At 67.1% G+C, this 17034-nt stretch carries 18 protein-coding genes; 8 read left to right on the top strand and 10 right to left on the bottom strand.

What is annotated here, in order from left to right:
* The 9 genes from MRUB_RS13465 to MRUB_RS13505 all read right to left on the bottom strand — a co-directional run bounded on the left by MRUB_RS13465 (position 1) and on the right by MRUB_RS13505 (position 8862).
* Positions 1-999: a catechol 2,3-dioxygenase gene (locus MRUB_RS13465; protein ID WP_013014928.1), complete on the bottom strand. Its 999-nt coding sequence runs from the start codon at positions 997-999 to the stop codon at positions 1-3.
* 83 nt (positions 1000-1082) lie between these two features.
* A complete protein-coding gene (locus tag MRUB_RS13470; protein WP_013014929.1) occupies positions 1083-2291 on the bottom strand; it encodes a 4-hydroxybenzoate 3-monooxygenase in 1209 nt (402 codons plus the stop codon).
* A complete protein-coding gene (locus tag MRUB_RS13475; RefSeq protein WP_013014930.1) occupies positions 2284-2538 on the bottom strand; it encodes a hypothetical protein in 255 nt (84 codons plus the stop codon). Before MRUB_RS13475 ends, MRUB_RS13470 begins: the two co-directional genes overlap by 8 nt.
* A gap of 10 nt (positions 2539-2548) precedes the next feature.
* Positions 2549-3061 (bottom strand): aromatic-ring-hydroxylating dioxygenase subunit beta, encoded by a 513-nt coding sequence (locus MRUB_RS13480; protein WP_013014931.1) that lies wholly within the window; start codon positions 3059-3061, stop codon positions 2549-2551.
* 9 nt (positions 3062-3070) lie between these two features.
* Positions 3071-4405 carry an aromatic ring-hydroxylating oxygenase subunit alpha gene (locus MRUB_RS13485; RefSeq protein ID WP_013014932.1) on the bottom strand — a complete coding sequence of 445 codons (1335 nt, stop codon included), beginning with the start codon at positions 4403-4405 and terminating at the stop codon, positions 3071-3073.
* A 15-nt stretch (positions 4406-4420) separates the two neighbouring features.
* Entirely contained in the window at positions 4421-5875 is a 1455-nt protein-coding gene (locus MRUB_RS13490; protein ID WP_013014933.1) for an ATP-binding cassette domain-containing protein, read from the bottom strand.
* The gene (locus tag MRUB_RS13495) at positions 5856-6812 is read right to left on the bottom strand and encodes a branched-chain amino acid ABC transporter permease (RefSeq protein WP_013014934.1); all 957 of its coding nucleotides are present in this window, start codon (positions 6810-6812) and stop codon (positions 5856-5858) included. Before MRUB_RS13495 ends, MRUB_RS13490 begins: the two co-directional genes overlap by 20 nt.
* Positions 6809-7672: a branched-chain amino acid ABC transporter permease gene (locus MRUB_RS13500; protein ID WP_013014935.1), complete on the bottom strand. Its 864-nt coding sequence runs from the start codon at positions 7670-7672 to the stop codon at positions 6809-6811. The genes MRUB_RS13495 and MRUB_RS13500 overlap by 4 nt, the downstream gene beginning before the upstream one ends.
* A 2-nt stretch (positions 7673-7674) precedes the next feature.
* Positions 7675-8862, bottom strand: a complete 1188-nt coding sequence (locus tag MRUB_RS13505) for an ABC transporter substrate-binding protein (RefSeq protein ID WP_013014936.1) — start codon at positions 8860-8862, stop codon at positions 7675-7677.
* Positions 8863-9035: 173 nt separating this feature from the next.
* Here MRUB_RS13505 and MRUB_RS13510 point away from each other — a divergent pair, with 173 nt between their 5' ends.
* The 7 genes from MRUB_RS13510 to MRUB_RS16250 are packed head-to-tail and all read left to right on the top strand — an operon-like array spanning position 9036 to position 14998.
* Entirely contained in the window at positions 9036-9839 is an 804-nt protein-coding gene (locus MRUB_RS13510; RefSeq protein WP_013014937.1) for an IclR family transcriptional regulator, read from the top strand.
* Positions 9836-10636: a 3-oxoadipate enol-lactonase gene (gene pcaD / locus MRUB_RS13515; protein WP_013014938.1), complete on the top strand. Its 801-nt coding sequence runs from the start codon at positions 9836-9838 to the stop codon at positions 10634-10636. The genes MRUB_RS13510 and pcaD overlap by 4 nt, the downstream gene beginning before the upstream one ends.
* Positions 10626-11027, top strand: coding sequence for a 4-carboxymuconolactone decarboxylase (gene pcaC, locus MRUB_RS13520; RefSeq protein ID WP_013014939.1), 402 nt, complete (start codon positions 10626-10628; stop codon positions 11025-11027). Before pcaD ends, pcaC begins: the two co-directional genes overlap by 11 nt.
* On the top strand, positions 11020-11739 hold the full coding sequence (pcaH, locus tag MRUB_RS13525) for a protocatechuate 3,4-dioxygenase subunit beta (protein ID WP_013014940.1): 720 nt from the start codon (positions 11020-11022) through the stop codon (positions 11737-11739). Before pcaC ends, pcaH begins: the two co-directional genes overlap by 8 nt.
* Positions 11739-12290 carry a protocatechuate 3,4-dioxygenase subunit alpha gene (pcaG, locus tag MRUB_RS13530; RefSeq protein WP_013014941.1) on the top strand — a complete coding sequence of 184 codons (552 nt, stop codon included), beginning with the start codon at positions 11739-11741 and terminating at the stop codon, positions 12288-12290. Before pcaH ends, pcaG begins: the two co-directional genes overlap by 1 nt.
* A gap of 3 nt (positions 12291-12293) precedes the next feature.
* Positions 12294-13655 (top strand): 3-carboxy-cis,cis-muconate cycloisomerase, encoded by a 1362-nt coding sequence (gene pcaB, locus MRUB_RS13535; protein WP_013014942.1) that lies wholly within the window; start codon positions 12294-12296, stop codon positions 13653-13655.
* Positions 13652-14998, top strand: coding sequence for a 3-oxoacid CoA-transferase (locus MRUB_RS16250; protein ID WP_013014943.1), 1347 nt, complete (start codon positions 13652-13654; stop codon positions 14996-14998). Before pcaB ends, MRUB_RS16250 begins: the two co-directional genes overlap by 4 nt.
* Here MRUB_RS16250 and MRUB_RS13545 read toward each other — a convergent pair.
* Positions 14961-15548 carry a glycerol-3-phosphate acyltransferase gene (locus MRUB_RS13545; protein ID WP_013014944.1) on the bottom strand — a complete coding sequence of 196 codons (588 nt, stop codon included), beginning with the start codon at positions 15546-15548 and terminating at the stop codon, positions 14961-14963. The two genes, MRUB_RS16250 and MRUB_RS13545, sit on opposite strands and share 38 nt — an antisense overlap.
* A 286-nt stretch (positions 15549-15834) precedes the next feature.
* Between MRUB_RS13545 and MRUB_RS13550 the strand changes: the two genes are divergently transcribed.
* Complete coding sequence (locus tag MRUB_RS13550) at positions 15835-17028, top strand: argininosuccinate synthase (RefSeq protein WP_013014945.1); 1194 nt, start codon at positions 15835-15837, stop codon at positions 17026-17028.
* Positions 17029-17034: the final 6 nt, after the last annotated feature.

Genomic DNA, 17034 nt, shown 5'->3' on the forward strand with positions numbered 1-17034 from the left:
TCACTCCTTCTCGACCGGCGGGGTGCCGTAGGTGTGGAAGGTGGGTACGGTCTGCAGACCCCAGGCCTGGCCCCGCTTGCGCTCCTCCTCGTTCCAGACGATGGGCTTCCAGTCCGGGGCCAGCAGCAGCCGGGCCCCCGGACAGGCGACCTCGAAGCGGTTGCCCCCCGGCTCGTAGACGTAGAGGAAAAAGGTCTGCTGGATGGCGTGCTTGTGCGGCCCGGTCTCGATGAACACCCCGTGCTCGAGGCAGATGTCCGCCGCCCGCAAGACCTCCTCCCGGCTGTCTACCGCGTAGGTGCAGTGGTGGAAGCGCCCCCGGGCCCCCCGGTGGTCCTTGGTGATGGCTATGTCGTAGGTTTTGTTGTTGGAGGTGAGCCAGACCCCCTGCTCGTCGCCCCCGCTGAAGATGATCTGTTCGGTCACCTTCATGCCCAGGCCCTCCTCCATAAACACCCGCATGACCCGCACGTCCGAGGCCAGCAGGTTGAGGTGATCCAGCCGGCGCAGGTTGGCGCCCTTGCCCGGAAAGCGGGCGGCCTGGTTTTTCAGGGCGGGCCGGGTGGCCTCGCTGGGGGTGTACCAGCGGGTCTCGTAGTAGAGTTCCATGGGGTGGCCGTCGGGGGTGGTGAAGCGGTAGGCCGGGCCGTGGCCGGCATCGCCCTCCGTCCAGCCCCCGCCCCAGCCGAGGGCCTCCAGTTGTCGCACCCGCCGCTGCAGGGCTTCTGGACTTCTCACCCGAAAAGCGAAGTGCCCCAGGCCGCTGGTCTGGGCAGCGGTGAGCTTGAGGGTGTGGTGCTCGTAATCGTCCCAGCCGCGCAGGTAGACCGAGGCTTCCTCCGTACCGCTCACCGTCAGGCCCATGACCTCGGTGAAGAAGCGCAGGCTCTCCTCCAGCCGCGGGGTGAGGAGTTCCAGATGGGCCAGGTGGGCCAGGTCGCAGTAGGGCCAGACCCCCTCCTGGACAGGATTGGCAGGTTGTGGATGTTCGGTAGACACGCGCACCTCCTCAATGGGTCAACTACATTGTCAACAATATTGTAGATGATAAGCCGGCCTCGAGGGCAAAACCTCAAGGCCCTCTACCCCCGCACCGGGGCGCGCAGCACCCCCGCGTAGCGCCCGCTGGTGTGCAGGCCCACGTAGTTCTCGGCCAGAAAGCGCTGCAGATGGGGGCTCTGGCCCAGGTGGCGCAGGTGGGCCTGGCGCAGGCCGTCGTCGAAGGGGTCGGCGGGGGTGTGCAGCAGGGTGGTCATGAAGTAGGAGAAGAGTTCCGCCTGCCAGACGTGGCGCAGGGCCTCCGGGGTGTAGGCCTCGAGCGGGCCCGGGTCTTTCTGCTGGTAATAAGCCTTGAAGGCCCGGTACAGCAACACCGCGTCGCACAGCGCCAGGTTCATCCCCTTGGCCCCGGTGGGCGGGACGATGTGGGCGGCGTCGCCCATCAGGAAAAACCTCCCGTGCTGCATGGGGGTGACCACCATGGAGCGCAGGGGGGTCAGGCTCTTTTCCAGCAGGGGGCCGGGCTCCACCTGGGCCACCCCCTCCAGCCGCCGGTTGAGCTCCTCCCAGATGCGCGCGTCGGGCCAGTCCTCCAGCCGCTCCTCCACCGGCACCTGCAGGTAGTTGCGGGCGATGCTGGGCGAGCGCATGCTGAAAAGGGCAAAACCCCGGGGGTGGCTGGCGTAGATCAGCTCCTCGGCGGCCGGCCGGGCCTGGGCCAGGATGCCCAGCCAGGCGAAGGGGTAGGTTTTCTGATGCACCTGGGCCCCCGGAATCTGGCTGCGCAGGAGGCTGTGCGAACCGTCCGCCCCCACCACAAACTCGCAGACCAGCCGCTCGGTTTGGCCCTGGGGGGTGCGGTAGACCAGGGTGGGCTCTGCCTCGAGCGCCTCCAGCCCCACCACCTCGTGCTCGAAGTGGATGGCATGGCCCTTTTCCAGGTACAGCCGGATTAAGTCCTGCACCAGGTACTGCTGGCCGTAGACCCAGATGCTCCGGCCCTCGGTGAGCGCGGGGAAGTCGAGGCGGTGCAGGGCCCCGTCGAAGGCCAGGTAGACCCCCCGGTGCTCGAGGCCCTGCACCAGCATGCGATCGCCCAGGCCGGCCTGCGCCAGGATCTCCTTGCTGCCCCACTCCAGCACCCCGGCCCGGATGCGGTGGGGGCTTTGCTCCAGGTACTCGCGGCTGCGGGCCTCGAGCACGGCCACCTCGAGGCCCTCCCCAGCCAGCAGGTGGGCCAGCAGAAGCCCCGCCGGCCCCGCCCCCACGATGCCCACCTGCACCCTAGGCATGCTCACCCCCAAAAAGAATCAGGTCAGAGAGGGGCCGGGCCTCCACCCCGTCCTCATCCGGGCCGTAGGGCGTGGATAGGAGTTTGGAGAAGGTCTCCACCGGCTGCCAGGTGAGGGACTCCAGCTCCAGCGGGTCGAGCTCGATGCTGTAGCCCAGGCGTGGAGAGGTGATGCGCAGGCGTTCGCCGTTGCGGGTGGCAATTTTCTCCACCGTCACGGTGGTGAACTCGTTGGTCAGGGTGAGCACGGACACCTCCCTAGAAGAAAAAGGCCAGGTTGTGGGTGGGCAGGGTGGCGCTGTCCAGGATCACCGTGCGGCGGGCCAGCCGCCAGCCTGCCGGGCTGTACCGCCACACATCGCGCCGCTCGGCGGCCAGGAGGGTGTAGTCGGGGCGATCCCAGCGGCTGCGGAAGACCAGCAGGTTGGAGCGCACCGCGCTTTCCTCGCCCTGCGGGGTGGGCTGGGGGTCGCCGATGCGCACGTTGGTGACGAAGTGGCGCAGGCGGGAGGGGGGGTCTTCGGCCCAGGCGAAGCCGGTCTCGAGGCGGGCCACCCGCATCTCCAGCGAGGTGTAGTCCTCGTCGAGGTGGTACATCCCCTCCATCACCCCGCTCACCCCGCCCTCCGGGCCGCGCTCCTTGGTGACCCGCACCGGCACGCGGTAGCAGATGTCCTCGGCCAGCAGGCCCAGCCACTGGCGGTACTGCCCCTCGTCCAGCAGCTCGGCCTCCTGGTACAGCGTGTTGAGCAAGGCTTGGGTGCGATCCATGGGCTACCTCTAGGAAAGCAGCATCTCCACGTAGCGGCGGTGGAAGTTGCGCATGTTGGCGTCGGTGAAGTTGAGGCCGTAGGCCACCCCCGGCCCCGGCCAGTTGGGGTCGGGCTCGAGGGAGAGGCCCATGCGGTAGTTGAGGCGCAGCGTCCGGCCCTGGCTGCTGCTGGCGTTGTGGGCCACGTGGCTCCAGATCTCGGTGTCGTCCTGCTCGAAGGTGCCCGAGGAACCGAAAAAGCGCAGGTAGGAGTGGCGGGTTTTCTCCTTGAACCACTCCGGCGCGTCCTTTTCCACCAGGGCCCAGGAGAAGATCTCGATGCGGCCAGGGCCCAGCGGATGCCAGACCCGGAAGGTCAGCATGGGCACGGTGCCCTGGTACTTGTGATCGGGCTTGCGGATGGGGTTGTGGAAGGAGAAGTTGGGGAAAAGGGTGACCAGCAGGATGCGGGTCTCCTTGGCGGTCTCGAACTGCTCGCGGCTGGGGTAGGAGGCTTTGGAGCGCTCCATCATCTCCTCGGGGTAGCCCCAGAAGGGCGGCAGCTTGGCCCCCGGCGGGGCACCCACCACCATGCTGCCGTGCCCCTTGCCGGGAATGTGAATCTGCTCGCCGTACATGGCGTACTTGGCATCCTTGGGGGCGATGCCCAGCTCGATCAGCGAGCGGTGGGTCATGAGGGTGTGGTAGCTGTCGCTGAGGAAGGTCTCCAGGGCCAGCTTCCAGTCAGTGTTCACCACCCAGCGCTGGGGCGGCCCCAGCACCTCCAGGCCCGCGGGGCTGCGCTTGGTGACGAGCTCGAGGTACCAGCGAATCTCGCCCAGCCACTCCTCCAGCGGGGGGGCCTGGGGGTCCAGGTTACCGAAGATCATCCCGTCGAAGACCTCGAGGCGGGGGATGGGGCGAAGCCCCCACTCGGCCTTATTGAAGCCGGGACCGAAGGCCTCGCGCTCGGCCGGCACCCCCACCAGGCTCCCATCGTTGCGGTAGGTCCAGCCGTGGAAGGGACAGCGGAAGTGGCTGGCGTTGCCCAGCTCCGCCCGGCAGACCCGCATCCCCCGGTGGCGGCACATATCCAGCAGGGCCCGCACCGCCCCGTCCTCCCCCCGCACCACGATGTAGGGGTTGTTGGCTACGTAGCGCAGCACGTAATCCCCCGCCTGGGGGATCTCCGACGCATGGGCCATATAGACCCAGGAGCGGCTGAAAATCTTCTGCTGCTCCAGCTCGAAAAGCTCCGGATCGTTGAAGATCCAGGCCGGCACCAGGCCGTCTTCGATGCCCTCGAGCAGCTCCTCCAGCATCTGGTTGAGCCGGGGGGAGATCCCGGTTTTGATTCTTGCCATCCGCACTCACCTCGCTCAGACGCCCAGGTAGCGGTGCAGCACCGCCTGGCTGGCCTCCTGGGGCCGACCCTCCCAGACCACCTGGCCGTGCTCGAGGATGTAAACCCGGTCGGCCACCGAAAGGGCCATCTGCACGTTCTGCTCGGCCAGTAGCACGGTCTCACCCTCTGCCTTGAGCGTTCGAATGATCTCGGCCACCTGCCGCACCATCAGGGGGGAGAGCCCCTCGGTGGGCTCGTCCATCAAAACCAGCCGGGGGTTGCGCAGCAGGGCGCGGGCAATGGCGACCATCTGCTGCTCTCCGCCGGAAAGGGCCCTCGAGGGGTTCCGGCGGCGCTCAGCCAGCCTCGGGAAGACCTCCAGCACCCGCTCCAGCGTCCAGCGACCCCGCTGACCCCAGGCCGCCATCTGCAGCTCTTCCTCCACGTTCAACCCGTCGAACATCCGCCGGCCCTGGGGCACCAGGGCCAGGCCCAGCGCGGCCCGGCGGTGGGGGGGCAGGCGGCCGATCCCCTGGCCCAGGAAAAACACCTCCCCCTCCTGCAAGGGCAGCAGGCCCATCAGGGCCGAGAGCAGGGTGGTCTTGCCCATGCCGTTGCGCCCCAGGAGGGCCACCACCTCGCCCTGGGCGACCTCGAGCCGCACCCCCGAGAGCACCTGCATGGCCCCGTAGCCGGCCCCCACCCCTTCGCTGCGCAGCACCTCCGCGCCTTTGGTCGTGGCCGCCTGGGCTTCTGCGGCCCAGCTGGCCCCCACATAGATCTCCTGCACCTGGGGGTTCTGGCGGATCGCCTCCGGCTCGCCCTCGGCAATCACCTGGCCGTAGTGCAGAACCGTGACCCGCTGGGCAAAGCGCAGGGCGTACTCGAGGTCGTGCTCCACCAGCAGCACGGTCATCCGGGGATCCAGCCCCAAAATGAGCTCCCCAATCCGCTCCCGCTCGGCCCCGGAAAGCCCGGCCAGGGGCTCGTCCAGCAGCAGCACCGAAGGGTTTTGCACCAGGGCCATGGCGATCTCGAGCTGCCGCTTCTCCCCGTGCGAAAGCTGGCTGGCCACCACATGGGCCCGCTCAGCCAGGCCCACCTGCTCCAGCACCCGCTGCACCCCCGGCTCCGGTTTCAGGCGCTGACCAAGGGCGGCGCCCTGACCCTGGGCGGCCTTCTGGGCCAGGGCCACGTTCTCCCAGACCAGAAGCTCGGGGAAGGCGTTGGAGCGCTGGAAGGTTCGGCCCAGCCCCAGCCGGGCCACCCGCTCCTGGGGCATCCCGCTCACCTCCCGCCCCTGCAGAAAAACCCGCCCCTGGCTGGGCCGCAGCTCCCCCGCCATCACCTTGAACAGGGTGCTCTTGCCAGCCCCGTTGGGCCCGATAACCGCCCGCCGTTCACCGGGGGCCACCTCGAGGCTCACCCTGGCCAGGGCCAGAAGCCCCCCAAAGGCCTTGCTAACCTGCTCAACCCTCAGCGCCTGCACGGCCCCCTCCCAGACGGCGTTCCAGCAGGGGCCACAGCCCCTCGCGGGCAAACAACACGGTCAGCACCAGCAAACTACCCACAAACAACCCCCACAGATCGGTAAACGAGCTGACCCAGGCCTGCACGAAGGTGTAGAGCAAAGCTCCAAAGACCGCCCCCCAGAGGCCCCGGCTGCCGCCCAGCAGCACCATGACCATCAGGGTGGCCGAGGTCAGCCAGAAGAGGTCGTGGGGGCTGATGAAGCTGCGGTGCAGGGCCAGCCCGCTGCCAGCCAGGCCGGTGAGCGCGGCGGTGAGCAGGTACAAGGAGAGCTTGTAGTAAAAGGTGGGCACCCCCAGGGAGCGGATTTTTTCCTCGTTCTGCCGGATGGCCTCGAGGGTCTTGCCATACGGGGTCTGCAACAGTGCGCGCAAACCACCCACCGCAGCCAGCAGCACCCCCACCGCCACCAGGTGCAGCAGCACCGGGTGGATGGAGAGTCCGGAGAGGCTCAGCCCATCATCCCCCCCAGTGAGGCCGGTCCATTTGTGGGCCGCCGAGTAGACCATCTGCCCAAAGGCCAGGGTCAGCATCAGGATGAAGATGCCATGGGTGCGGAAAACCAGCAGACCGGTCAGCAGGGCCAGCAGGGCCGCCGCCAGAGGGGCGAGTAGCAAGGCCAGCCCCAGAGGAAGCCCGGCCTTCAGGGCCAGGCCGACCGTGTAAGCCCCAAGCCCCAAAAAGGCGGCCTGGCCCAGCGAAGGCACCCCGCCGTGGCCCAGCAGCAGGCTCAGGGCCACCGCAGCCAGGCCCAGCAGGGCCGCTTCCGTCGCCAGGTACAGCGGATAGCCCCCCAGGGCCAGCGGCAACAGGAGCAGCCCCACCAGCCCCCAGCGCAGCAGGCCCTGCCGCCCGTTGCTTCCCGCCCGGGCTTCACGCGACAGCTCGGCCATCATGCCATCCTCCTACCCAAAAGGCCCTCGGGCTTCAGGGCCAGCACCAGGGCCATCAAAGCAAAGATCAGGAACATCGCCAACTGGGGCAGGAACAGCCGCCCGAAGCCGTCCACCAAACCCACCAGGATGGCCCCCCAGAAGGCCCCCTCAATGCGCCCCAGGCCGCCAATCACCACCACGATCAGCGCAAACAGGGTCATCTGGGCGTCCAGGCCGGGGGCCAGGGCGATCATGGGGGCCCCCACCACCCCGCCCAGCCCGGCCAGGGCCGTGCCGATCCCGAAGGTGAGCAGGCTCACCCGGGCGGGCTGGATGCCCAGGGTGCTGGCCATGCCGGGGTCGGCGGTGACCGCCCGCACCTGCACGCCGAAGGGGGTTCTGGCTAGCAGCAGACGCACCAGGAGGAATAAAAGCACCCCCATCGCCAGCACGAACAGCGGGTACTTGGGGTAGATGAACGAGCCCAGGAAAAGCGGCCCCGCCAGCTCGGCGGGAGGCGGCACGGAGCGGATGGCCGCGCCAAAGAAGGCCCGCAGCAGGTCGGCCAGGATGAAGCCCAGGCCGATGGTGATCAAGACCTGCTCGAGCTCCCGTCCGTGCAAACCCCGCAAGAGAAAGCGTTCCACCAAGACCCCCAGGAGGCCCACCAGCAGCGGCACCAGCACCAGCGCCAGCCAGAAGCTGCCCAGGCTGGCCCCCAGGGCCAGCCCCAGGTAAGCCCCCAGCAGGTAAAAGGCCCCATGGGCCAGGTTGACCACCCGGGCCACCCCAAAGATCAGGGAGAGGCCCAGGGCCAGCAGGAAGAGCAGCATGGCAAAGGCCAGGCTGTTGAGCAGTTGGGTGAGCAGGAGCAACAGCATGCTTACTTACCAGGGTCGCGGATGGTGCCCAGGTCGGCCAGCAGGCGGTTGGTCAGCACCCCATCGATGCGGGCTACTTCCCGGGCGTAGACGTGCTGGGTGACGTTGTTGGTCTCCGGATCCATCTGCACAAAGCCCCGCGGGCTGATTATTTTCGCGCTCTCAATGGCCCCAAGCAGCCGCTGGCGGTTGCTCAAATCGCCCTGCACGGTGTTGATAGCGTCCACGATAAACTGCATGGCGTCGTAGCCCCGCACGGCAAAGTGGTTGGGCACCGCGTTGAATTTCTGCCGGTAGGCCTGGATGAACTCCCGGTTGGCGCTGTTGTTCAGGGTATAGACCCAGTGGTCGGCGCTCTTGGCCCCCAAAGCGGCATCCCCGATGGCCTCGAGCACGTTCTCATCGGTTACCTCGCCGCTTACCGCAAGCTGAATGCTGCGGTTGAGGCCAAACTGGATGAACTGGCGCAGGAAGATGACCGCATCGCTACCGGAAAGCACCGCGTGCACCGCTTCCGGGCGGGCCGCGGCGATGCGCGAGATCACCGCGCTGTAGTCGGTGCTGCCCAGGGGGGTGTACAGCTCGGCCACCGGCTCCCCGCCGGCCTGCAGGAAGCCCTCTTTGAAGGCGGCGGTAGCTTCTTTACCGAAGGCGTAGTCCAGGGCCAGCAAAAAGACCTTTTTCCCGACGTTGCGGGCCACCCAGGGGCCCATGGGGTAGTGCTGCTGCCAGGCGCTGATGGAGGTGCGGAAGATGTAGGGGCTCCGGCGTTCGCGGGTGATGCCGTTGGCCGCGGCGTTGGCGATGACCAGGGGAATCTGCCGCTCGTGCACGTAGTCCCGGATGCCGTAGGCCGAGGACGAAAGGATAATGCCGCTCAGCAGGTTGACGCGATCCTGCTCGACCAGCTTGCGCACCTTGCGCACCGCCACCGCGGGATCGGCCTCCTCGTCCTCTTTCAAGAGCTGGATGCGCCGGCCCCCCGCCTGGTAGCCCACTTTTTCCAGGTAGAGCTCCATCCCGCGGGTGATCTCCTGGCCCAGCCGGGCGTATGGCCCCGAGTAGGAGAGCACCACCCCGATGCGGATGGGTTCCTGCTGGGCCAGGCTGAAGGAAAAGCGGCTTGAGGCTGCCAGCCCCGCTAGCCCGAGCCCTGCCTTGATCAACTGCCTGCGACGTATTGTGGCCATTTTGACCTCCCTGCTTTTTTGCTTGTACCAGTGCCGCCAGCTTAGCAAATGGTCAGCCAGATTGTCAACAATCTTGTAAACCCTAAGCCGACGCCGGTACTAAAAGCCCTGCGCTTGTTCGTATAGCGAACATATATACACCTTGCGAACAAGCGTATGCTACACTAGCCGACATGAACCTGCAAGCGCCCCCGATCCCGGAAGAGGCCGATACAGCCCCGGAGGAGCGATTTTTCGTGGAGGCGCTGGCTCGAGGCCTGGCGGTGATGCGCAGCTTCGACCAGCAGCACGAGCGCCTGACCATCAGCGAGGTGGCCCGGCGCACCGAGCTCAACCGGGCCACCGCCCGCCGCTTTTTACTCACCCTGCAGGCCCTGGGCTACGTCGCCAGCGACGGCAAGTTTTTCTGGCTCACCCCCAAGGTGCTCAGCCTGGGCCATGCCTATCTGTCCTCTACCCCTTTGCCCCGGCTCCTGCAGCCGGTGCTGGAGCAGGTGAGCGAGGAGCTGCACGAGTCCTGCTCGGCCAGCATCCTGGAGGACGGCGAGATCGTCTACATCGCCCGCGCCGCCACCCGCCGGGTGATCTCCATCGGGCTGGGGGTGGGCAGCCGCCTGCCCGCCTACTGCACCTCGATGGGGCGGGTGCTGCTGGCGGCCCTGGAGGCGGATCAGCTCAGGGCCTACCTGGACAGTACGCCCCTGCTGCCGCTCACCCCCTACACCCTGACCGACCCGGAGCGGCTCCGGGCCGAGCTGGAGCGGGTGCGGGCACAGGGCTACGCCCTGGTGGATCAGGAGCTGGAACTGGGCCTGCGCTCGATTGCGGTGCCGGTGCGCAACGCCCGCGGGCGGGTGCTGGCCGCCATGAACGTAGGAGTACAGGCCGGGCGGGTGAGTCGAGAGGAGATGCTCGAGCGCTTTTTACCGGTGTTGCAGCACGCCGCCCAGGGGCTCACACCGTTGCTGGGGATATGAACATGGCTTCTTTTGCAGCTTTGCATCACCTGACCTTGCACTACCGGCTCGAGGGCGAGGGCACCCCCACCCTGGTCTTCCTCAACTCGCTGGGCAGCGACCTGCGCATCTGGGACGGGGTGGTGGCCTCGCTGGAAGGGCGCTACCGGGTGCTCCGCTACGACCTGCGGGGCCACGGCCTCTCCGACGCGCCGGTGGGGCCTTACACCCTGGAGGATCACAGCGCCGATCTCCTGGCGCTGCTGGCGCACCTGGGCGTCCCCCGGGCGGTGCTGGTGGGTATCTCGGTGGGGGGGCTGATTGCCCTGGATCTGGCCCGGCGCCAGCCGGAGCGGGTCGAGGCCCTGGTGCTGTGCGATACCGGGGCCCGCATCGGCAGCCAGGACTCCTGGAACGAACGGATCGCCGCCATCCAGCATAAAGGGCTGCCGGAGGTGGCCCGTACGGTCATCGCCCGTTGGTTTACGGAGGATTTCTTTGTGCAGCGCAAGGCCGAGGCCGCCGGCTACTACAACATGCTGAGCCGCACCCCGGTAGAGGGGTATCTGGGCACCTGCGCGGCCTTGCGCGATGGCGACCTGCGCCCCTGGCTCCGCAGCATCCGGGCGCCGGCCCTGGTGCTGTGCGGCGAGCTGGATAAGGCCACCCCGCCCGAGCTTTCACAGGAACTGGCGCAGGGGTTGGGGGCCCGGCTCGAGCTGATCCCCCAAACCGCCCACCTGCCCTGCGTCGAGGCCCCTGCGCTGGTGGGGCAGCACATCCGTAGCTTTCTGAAGGAGTTGGGTTATGACCGATAGATATCAGCAGGGCATGAAAACCCGCCGTGCAGTGCTGGGGGAGGCCCACGTCGAACGGGCTGAAGCCGAAAAAACCCAGTTCGACGCGGATTTCCAGCAGTTCATCACCGAGTACGCCTGGGGTGCGGTGTGGACGCGGGAGGGCCTCGAGCGCAAGACCCGCCACCTCATCACCCTGGCCCTGCTGGCCGCCCTGGGCCACGAGCACGAGCTGGCTATGCACATCCGGGCCACCGCCCGCACCGGCCTGAGCCCCGACGAGGTACGGGAGGCCTTGCTACAGGTGGCAGTCTACGCGGGGGTTCCCGCTGCCAACCGCGCCTTTGCGGTGGCTAAGCACACTTACGTGGAGATGGGGCTGCTCGCGCCCCAAGGAGGAAGCCATGAGTGAATCGGGTCATAAAGGCGTTTTGGATTGGAGCATCCAGCCACCCTACCTGCACGCACCCTATGTGGCCACGGTGCGCAGGGCCCCCCACCACCCCCTGGTGCCGCTCGCGGCCTCGCTTATGGAGCGCACCGGCCCGGTGTATGGGGAGGGGGATATCGGGCCCCTCGACCACGACCTCACCAAAAACGCAGCCAAAAACGGCGAGCCCCTGGGGGAACGCATCATCGTCACAGGCCGGGTGCTCGACGAGAACGGGCGCGGGGTGCCAGGGGTCTTGATTGAAATCTGGCAGGCCAATGCGGCCGGCCGCTACATTCACAAAAACGACCAGCACGACGCACCTTTAGACCCCAACTTTGTGGGCGCGGGCCGCACCCTCACCGACGAGAAGGGGTTCTACCGCTTCATCAGCATCAAGCCGGGGGCCTACCCCTGGAAGAACCACTTCAACGCCTGGCGGCCCGCCCATATCCACTTCTCGCTGATCGGGCGCAATTTCAGCGAGCGGCTGGTGACCCAGATGTACTTCCCCGGCGACCCGCTGCTGGAGTACGACCCGATTTACCAGGGGATTCCCAACATCAAGGCCCGCTCGCGCCTGATCTCCCGTTTCGACCTGGAGACCACTCAGCCCGAGTGGGCCCTGGGCTACCGCTTCGACATCGTGCTGGCCGGCTACGACCAGACCTACTTTGAACCGGGAGGCCACTGATGCGCGCACAGTATCCCAGCCAGACCGTGGGCCCTTTCTTTGCTTTTGCCCTGGTGCGCGAGGGCGGCAACGTTCTGGTCAACGAGCAGACCCTGGGGGAGCGCATTACCCTGAAGGGCCGGGTGCTCGACGGGGACAACCAGCCGGTGGACGACGCCCTGGTGGAAATCTGGCAGGCCGACGCCCAGGGGCGCTTCCGCCACCCGGCCGACCCCCAGCACGCCCAGGCCGACCCCCACTTCAAGGGCTTTGGCCGTTCGGGCACCACTGGCGAGGGTTTTTGCTTCCAGACCATCAAGCCGGGGCCGGTTCCGCCCAGCCCGGTGCCCTGTATAGCCGTCCGGGTGTTCGCCCGCGGCATGCTGATTCACGCGGTCACCCGGGTGTACTTCTCCGACCACGACAACACCCAGGATCCGGTCTTTGCCGGGCTCGACCCCGTGCGGCGCCAGACCCTGGTGGCCCAGCGCTGCGAGCTGCCCGGCGGGGTGGTGTACCGCTGGGATATACGCCTGCAGGGCGAGGGCGAGACGATCTTTTTCGATTTGTAAACCATGCCGTTTTTGCCGCACGAATCGAGGGTCTGGTCGGGGGTTTTTGGCGACCCGGCCCTGGCCGAGATTTTTTCCGAAGAAAACTGGTTAAAGCGGGTGCTCGAGGTCGAAATAGCCCTGGCCGGGGTGGAGGCCCGGCTGGGGCTCATCCCCCCGGAGGCCGCCCAGGCCATCGGCCAACTGGCCGGCTTTACCCCCGACTGGGAGCGCCTGGCCCGGCAAACCGAGCGGGACGGGGTGCCCATAGCCGGGCTGGTGGCTCAGCTCCAGGCCCACCTGGGGCCCGGGTATGCCCGCTACCTGCACCTGGGGGCCACCACCCAGGACATTCTGGACACCGCGCTGGTGCTGCAACTGCGCTCGGCGCTGGAACTGCTGGAAGAGCGGCTGCGCAAAAGCCTGCAAGGCCTGGCCCGGCTGGCCCGGCAGCACCTCGAGACCCCCATGCCGGGGCGCACCCACGGCCAGCAGGCCCTGCCCATCACCTTTGGGTACAAGGTGGCCGGATGGATGGCCCCCCTGCTGCGGCACCTGGAGCGCCTGCAAACGCTCAAAGAACGGGTGCTGGTGGTGCAGATGGGGGGGGCGGTGGGCACCCTGGCCGCGCTGGGGCCGCACGGGGTGGCGGTGATGGAGGGGCTGGCCCAGGCCCTCAAGCTGAAAGCCCCCCTGCTGCCCTGGCACACCGCCCGCGACCACCTGGCCGAGCTGGCTAGCTGGCTCTCCCTGTTGAGCGGGAGCCTGGCTAAGATGGCCCAGGACGTTATTCTGATGGCCCAGAACGAGGTGGGCGAGGTACACGAGAGCCTCGAGCCCGACCGGGGCGGTTCTTCGACCCTGCCCCAGAAGTCCAACCCCATCAAAAGCGAGGTGATCATCGCCGCGGCCCGGGCCAACGCGGCCCTGCTCGCGGCCATGCACCAGGCCCTGATCGCCGAGCACGAACGGGCCACCCACGCCTGGCAGCTCGAGTGGCTGACGCTGCCGCCGATGCTGGCCCATACCGGGGTGGCCCTCAACCAGGCCGTGTTTCTAAGCCAGCACCTGGCCGTCCACCCCGAGCGGATGCGGGCCAACCTGGCTGCCTCGCAGGGACTGATGCTGGCCGAGGCCCTGAACCTGGCCCTGCGTGAGTATATGGAGCCCGCCCAGGCCAAGGCCCTGGTGCGCGAGGCGGTGCAGGTGGCGCTGGCGGAGGGACGGCACCTGCTGGAAGTGGTGCAGGAGCGAGTACAGGCACCGCTGGACTGGGCGGCCTTGCGCGAGGAAGCTTACCTGGGCTCGAGCCGGGTATTCACCGAGCGGGTGCTGGAAGAAGCCGATCGGCGGCTGGGCCAGCCAGCAGAGGAGGGAGGAAGGTGAAGCGAGTACCGCGAATTACGCCGCAGGAAGCGGCTTCGATGGTCAAAGATGGCGATATTTTGTTGGTGGGTGGTTTTGGCATGACCGGCAATCCGGTGCACCTCCTGCACGCCCTGGCCGAGACCCCGGTCAAAAACCTGGTCTATGTAGCCAACAACGTGGGCGAGCCGGGACTGGGAGGGGGCCGGCTGCTGCGCAACGGCCAGATTCGCAAGGCCATTGGCTCCTACTTCACCTCCAACCCCGAGGCCGTGCAGGCTGCGCAGAGCGGGGCCATCGAGGTGGAGCTGCTGCCCCAGGGCTCGCTGGCCGAGGCCATCCGGGCCGGGGGGGCGGGCCTGGGCGGCTTCTACACCCCCACCGCGGCTGGAACGCTGCTGGCCCAGGGCAGGGAGACCCGCCTGATCGGCGGAAAGCCCTACGTGCTGGTCGAGCCCATCCGGGGCAATGTGGCCTTTATCCGGGCCTGGAAAGCCGACGAGGCCGGTAACCTGGTCTACCGCATGACCGAGCAGAACTTCAACAAGGCCATGGCCACCGCCGCCGACCTGGTCATCGCCGAGGTGGAGCAGATCGTACCGGTTGGGGCCCTGGACCCCGACCAGATCCACACCCCGGGCTGCTATGTGGATTACCTGGTGGAAGCCAAGATGACCCCCGAGGATCTGGGCTCCTCCGCTTCCATCGAAAACTCCAGTAAAAAGGTGGATCCCCTGCGCCTGCGCATGGCCCAGCGGGCTTTGCAGGAGCTGAAGCCCGGGCAGGTGGTTAACCTGGGCATCGGCATCCCCACCCTGATCGCCGACCTGATCACCCCGGAGATGGGCATCATCCTGCATACCGAGAACGGGATGCTGGGTGTGGGGCCGGCCCCGGAAGAAGGAGGGGCCATGGACTACCCGGTCAACGCCGGGAAAATCCCGGTTACGGCCCTGCCGGGGGCCTCATACTTCGACAGCGCCGACTCCTTCGCCATGATTCGTGGGGGGCACGTGGACGTGGCGGTAATGGGCGGTTTGCAGGTGGACGAGCGGGCCAACCTGGCCAACTGGGCCGTTCCAGGCAAGCCCCTGCTGGGGGTGGGGGGGGCCATGGACCTGGCCTCGGGCGCGCAAAAGCTGATCATCACCATGACCCATACCAACCCCGACGGCTCGCCCAAAATCGTACCGGAGTGCACCCTGCCGCTCACCGCGGTGGGCGCGGTAGACCTGGTCATTACCGAGCTGGCGGTGTTTGGCTACCCCGATGGGCGCCTGACCCTGCTGGAGCTGATGCCGGGGGTGACCCTTGAGGAGGTCAGGGCTAAGACCTCGGCCCACTTTGTGGAGGCCTTGCAGTAGGCTGGCGGTTCCAGTCGCCCAGATACCTGAGCACCACCGGCGCCGCCAGGCCAAAGCCAAACCACAGGTAAGGGAGGCTGCCCCCGATAAGAAGCGCCGCCAGGGGAAAGGCCAGCACGGCCAGCACCACGCCCCGGTAGCGGCTGCGGGTAAGCAAAAAGGCCAGCCCAAACAGCCCCAAAGCGGCCGCGAGCAGCGCTGGCTGAACCGCGAACAAGACCCCCACCGAAGGGGCGATGCCCTTGCCCCCACGCCCCAGCAGCCACACTGAGTAGCAGTGCCCCAGCACCGCCAGGGCCCCGGCCAGCAGCCCGCCGCCGGGGTCGCGCGCCAGGAACTCGCCCAGCGCCACCGCCATAATGCCCTTGGAAACGTCCAGCACCAGCACCATTAGCCCTGGCACGGCCCCCAGCACCCGCCAGGCGTTGGTGGCCCCGATGTTGCCCGAGCCCTCGAGCAGCAGGTTTTTGTTTTGCAGCACCCCAAACCAGTAAGCAAAAGGCAGTGAACCCAGCAGATAACCGGCCAGGGCCGCATAAAGCCATTCCATAGCCTTCAGGCTATCAGATGGCGGTGGGTTGGGCGCGCCGGGGCTTTGAACATTTATGCAGCAATGCCCCGCGCTTATGCGTGTGGGCCTGGGCGATCGGCGGTATCTTGATGCAGTGTCACCCAGCCAACCCCGGCGACCCGGGCCGCTATTTTTGCGTAGAGTCGGCTTGACTGCGCCTGCTGCGGTATGTATCCTTATACTTCACGCCTGGGTTGTATCCAGGGCGGTTTGGCGGTACTGTATGGCTTTGTGTGGGGCCTGTGGCCCGCTCCGAGGTGAATGAATGAAAATCGTGCTTGCATACTCCGGCGGTCTGGACACCAGCATCATCCTGAAGTGGCTCATCGAAAACTACAACGCCGAGGTGGTCACCTTCACCGCCGATATCGGCCAGGGCGAGGAGGTCGAGGAGGCCCGGCGCAAAGCCCTCCAGACCGGGGCCAGCAAGGCCTACGCCCTGGATCTGCGCGAGGAATTCGTGCGCGACTTTGTTTTCCCCATGATGCGCTCGGGGGCCCTCTACGAAGGCTACTACCTGCTGGGCACCTCCATCGCCCGCCCGCTGATTGCCAAGCACCTGGTGCGCATCGCCCAGGAGGAGGGGGCCGAGGCCATCGCCCACGGTGCGACCGGTAAAGGCAACGACCAGGTGCGCTTCGAGCTCACCGCCTACGCGCTCAAACCCGATATCAAGGTCATCGCCCCCTGGCGCGAGTGGAACCTGGTGAGCCGCCCCCAGATGATGGAGTATGCGGCCCTGCACGGGATTCCGGTGCCCACCACCCTCGAGAAGCCCTACAGCGTGGACTCCAACCTGCTGCACAACTCCTTCGAGGGCGGGGTGCTGGAAGACCCCTGGGCCGAGCCGCCCGCCGGGATGTTCCGCCTGACCCAGGATCCCTGGCAGGCCCCCGACGAGCCCGAGCTGGTGGAAATTCAGGTGGAGGGCGGTGATGTGGTGGCGGTGAACGGCGAGCGGCTCTCGCCCGCGCAACTGCTGGCCCGGCTCAACGAAATTGGCGGCCGCCACGGCATCGGGCGGGTAGACCTGGTGGAGAACCGCTACGTGGGAATGAAGTCGCGCGGGGTTTACGAGACCCCCGGCGGCACCCTGATCTACCACGCCCGGCGGGCGGTGGAGAGCCTCACCCTCGACCGCGAGGTGCTGCACCAGCGCGATCAACTGGGGATTAAGTACGCCGAGCTGGTCTACAACGGCTTCTGGTTTGCCCCCGAGCGCGAGGCTTTGCAGGCCTATATGGATCACGTGGCCAAGACTGTCACCGGCACGGTGCGCTTCAGGCTGTATAAGGGCAACATCATCCTGGCCGGGCGTAAGTCGCCCCTCTCGCTTTACGACAAGAGCCTGGTCTCCTTCGACGAGAAAGGCGGCTACAACCAGGCCGACGCCGACGGCTTCATCAAGCTCAACTCGCTGCGCTTGCGGGTGCGGGCCAAGGCCCAGCCCAAGGACTAGCGGAGC

This window comes from Meiothermus ruber DSM 1279 (assembly GCF_000024425.1).
Taxonomy (GTDB): Bacteria; Deinococcota; Deinococci; order Deinococcales; family Thermaceae; genus Meiothermus; species Meiothermus ruber.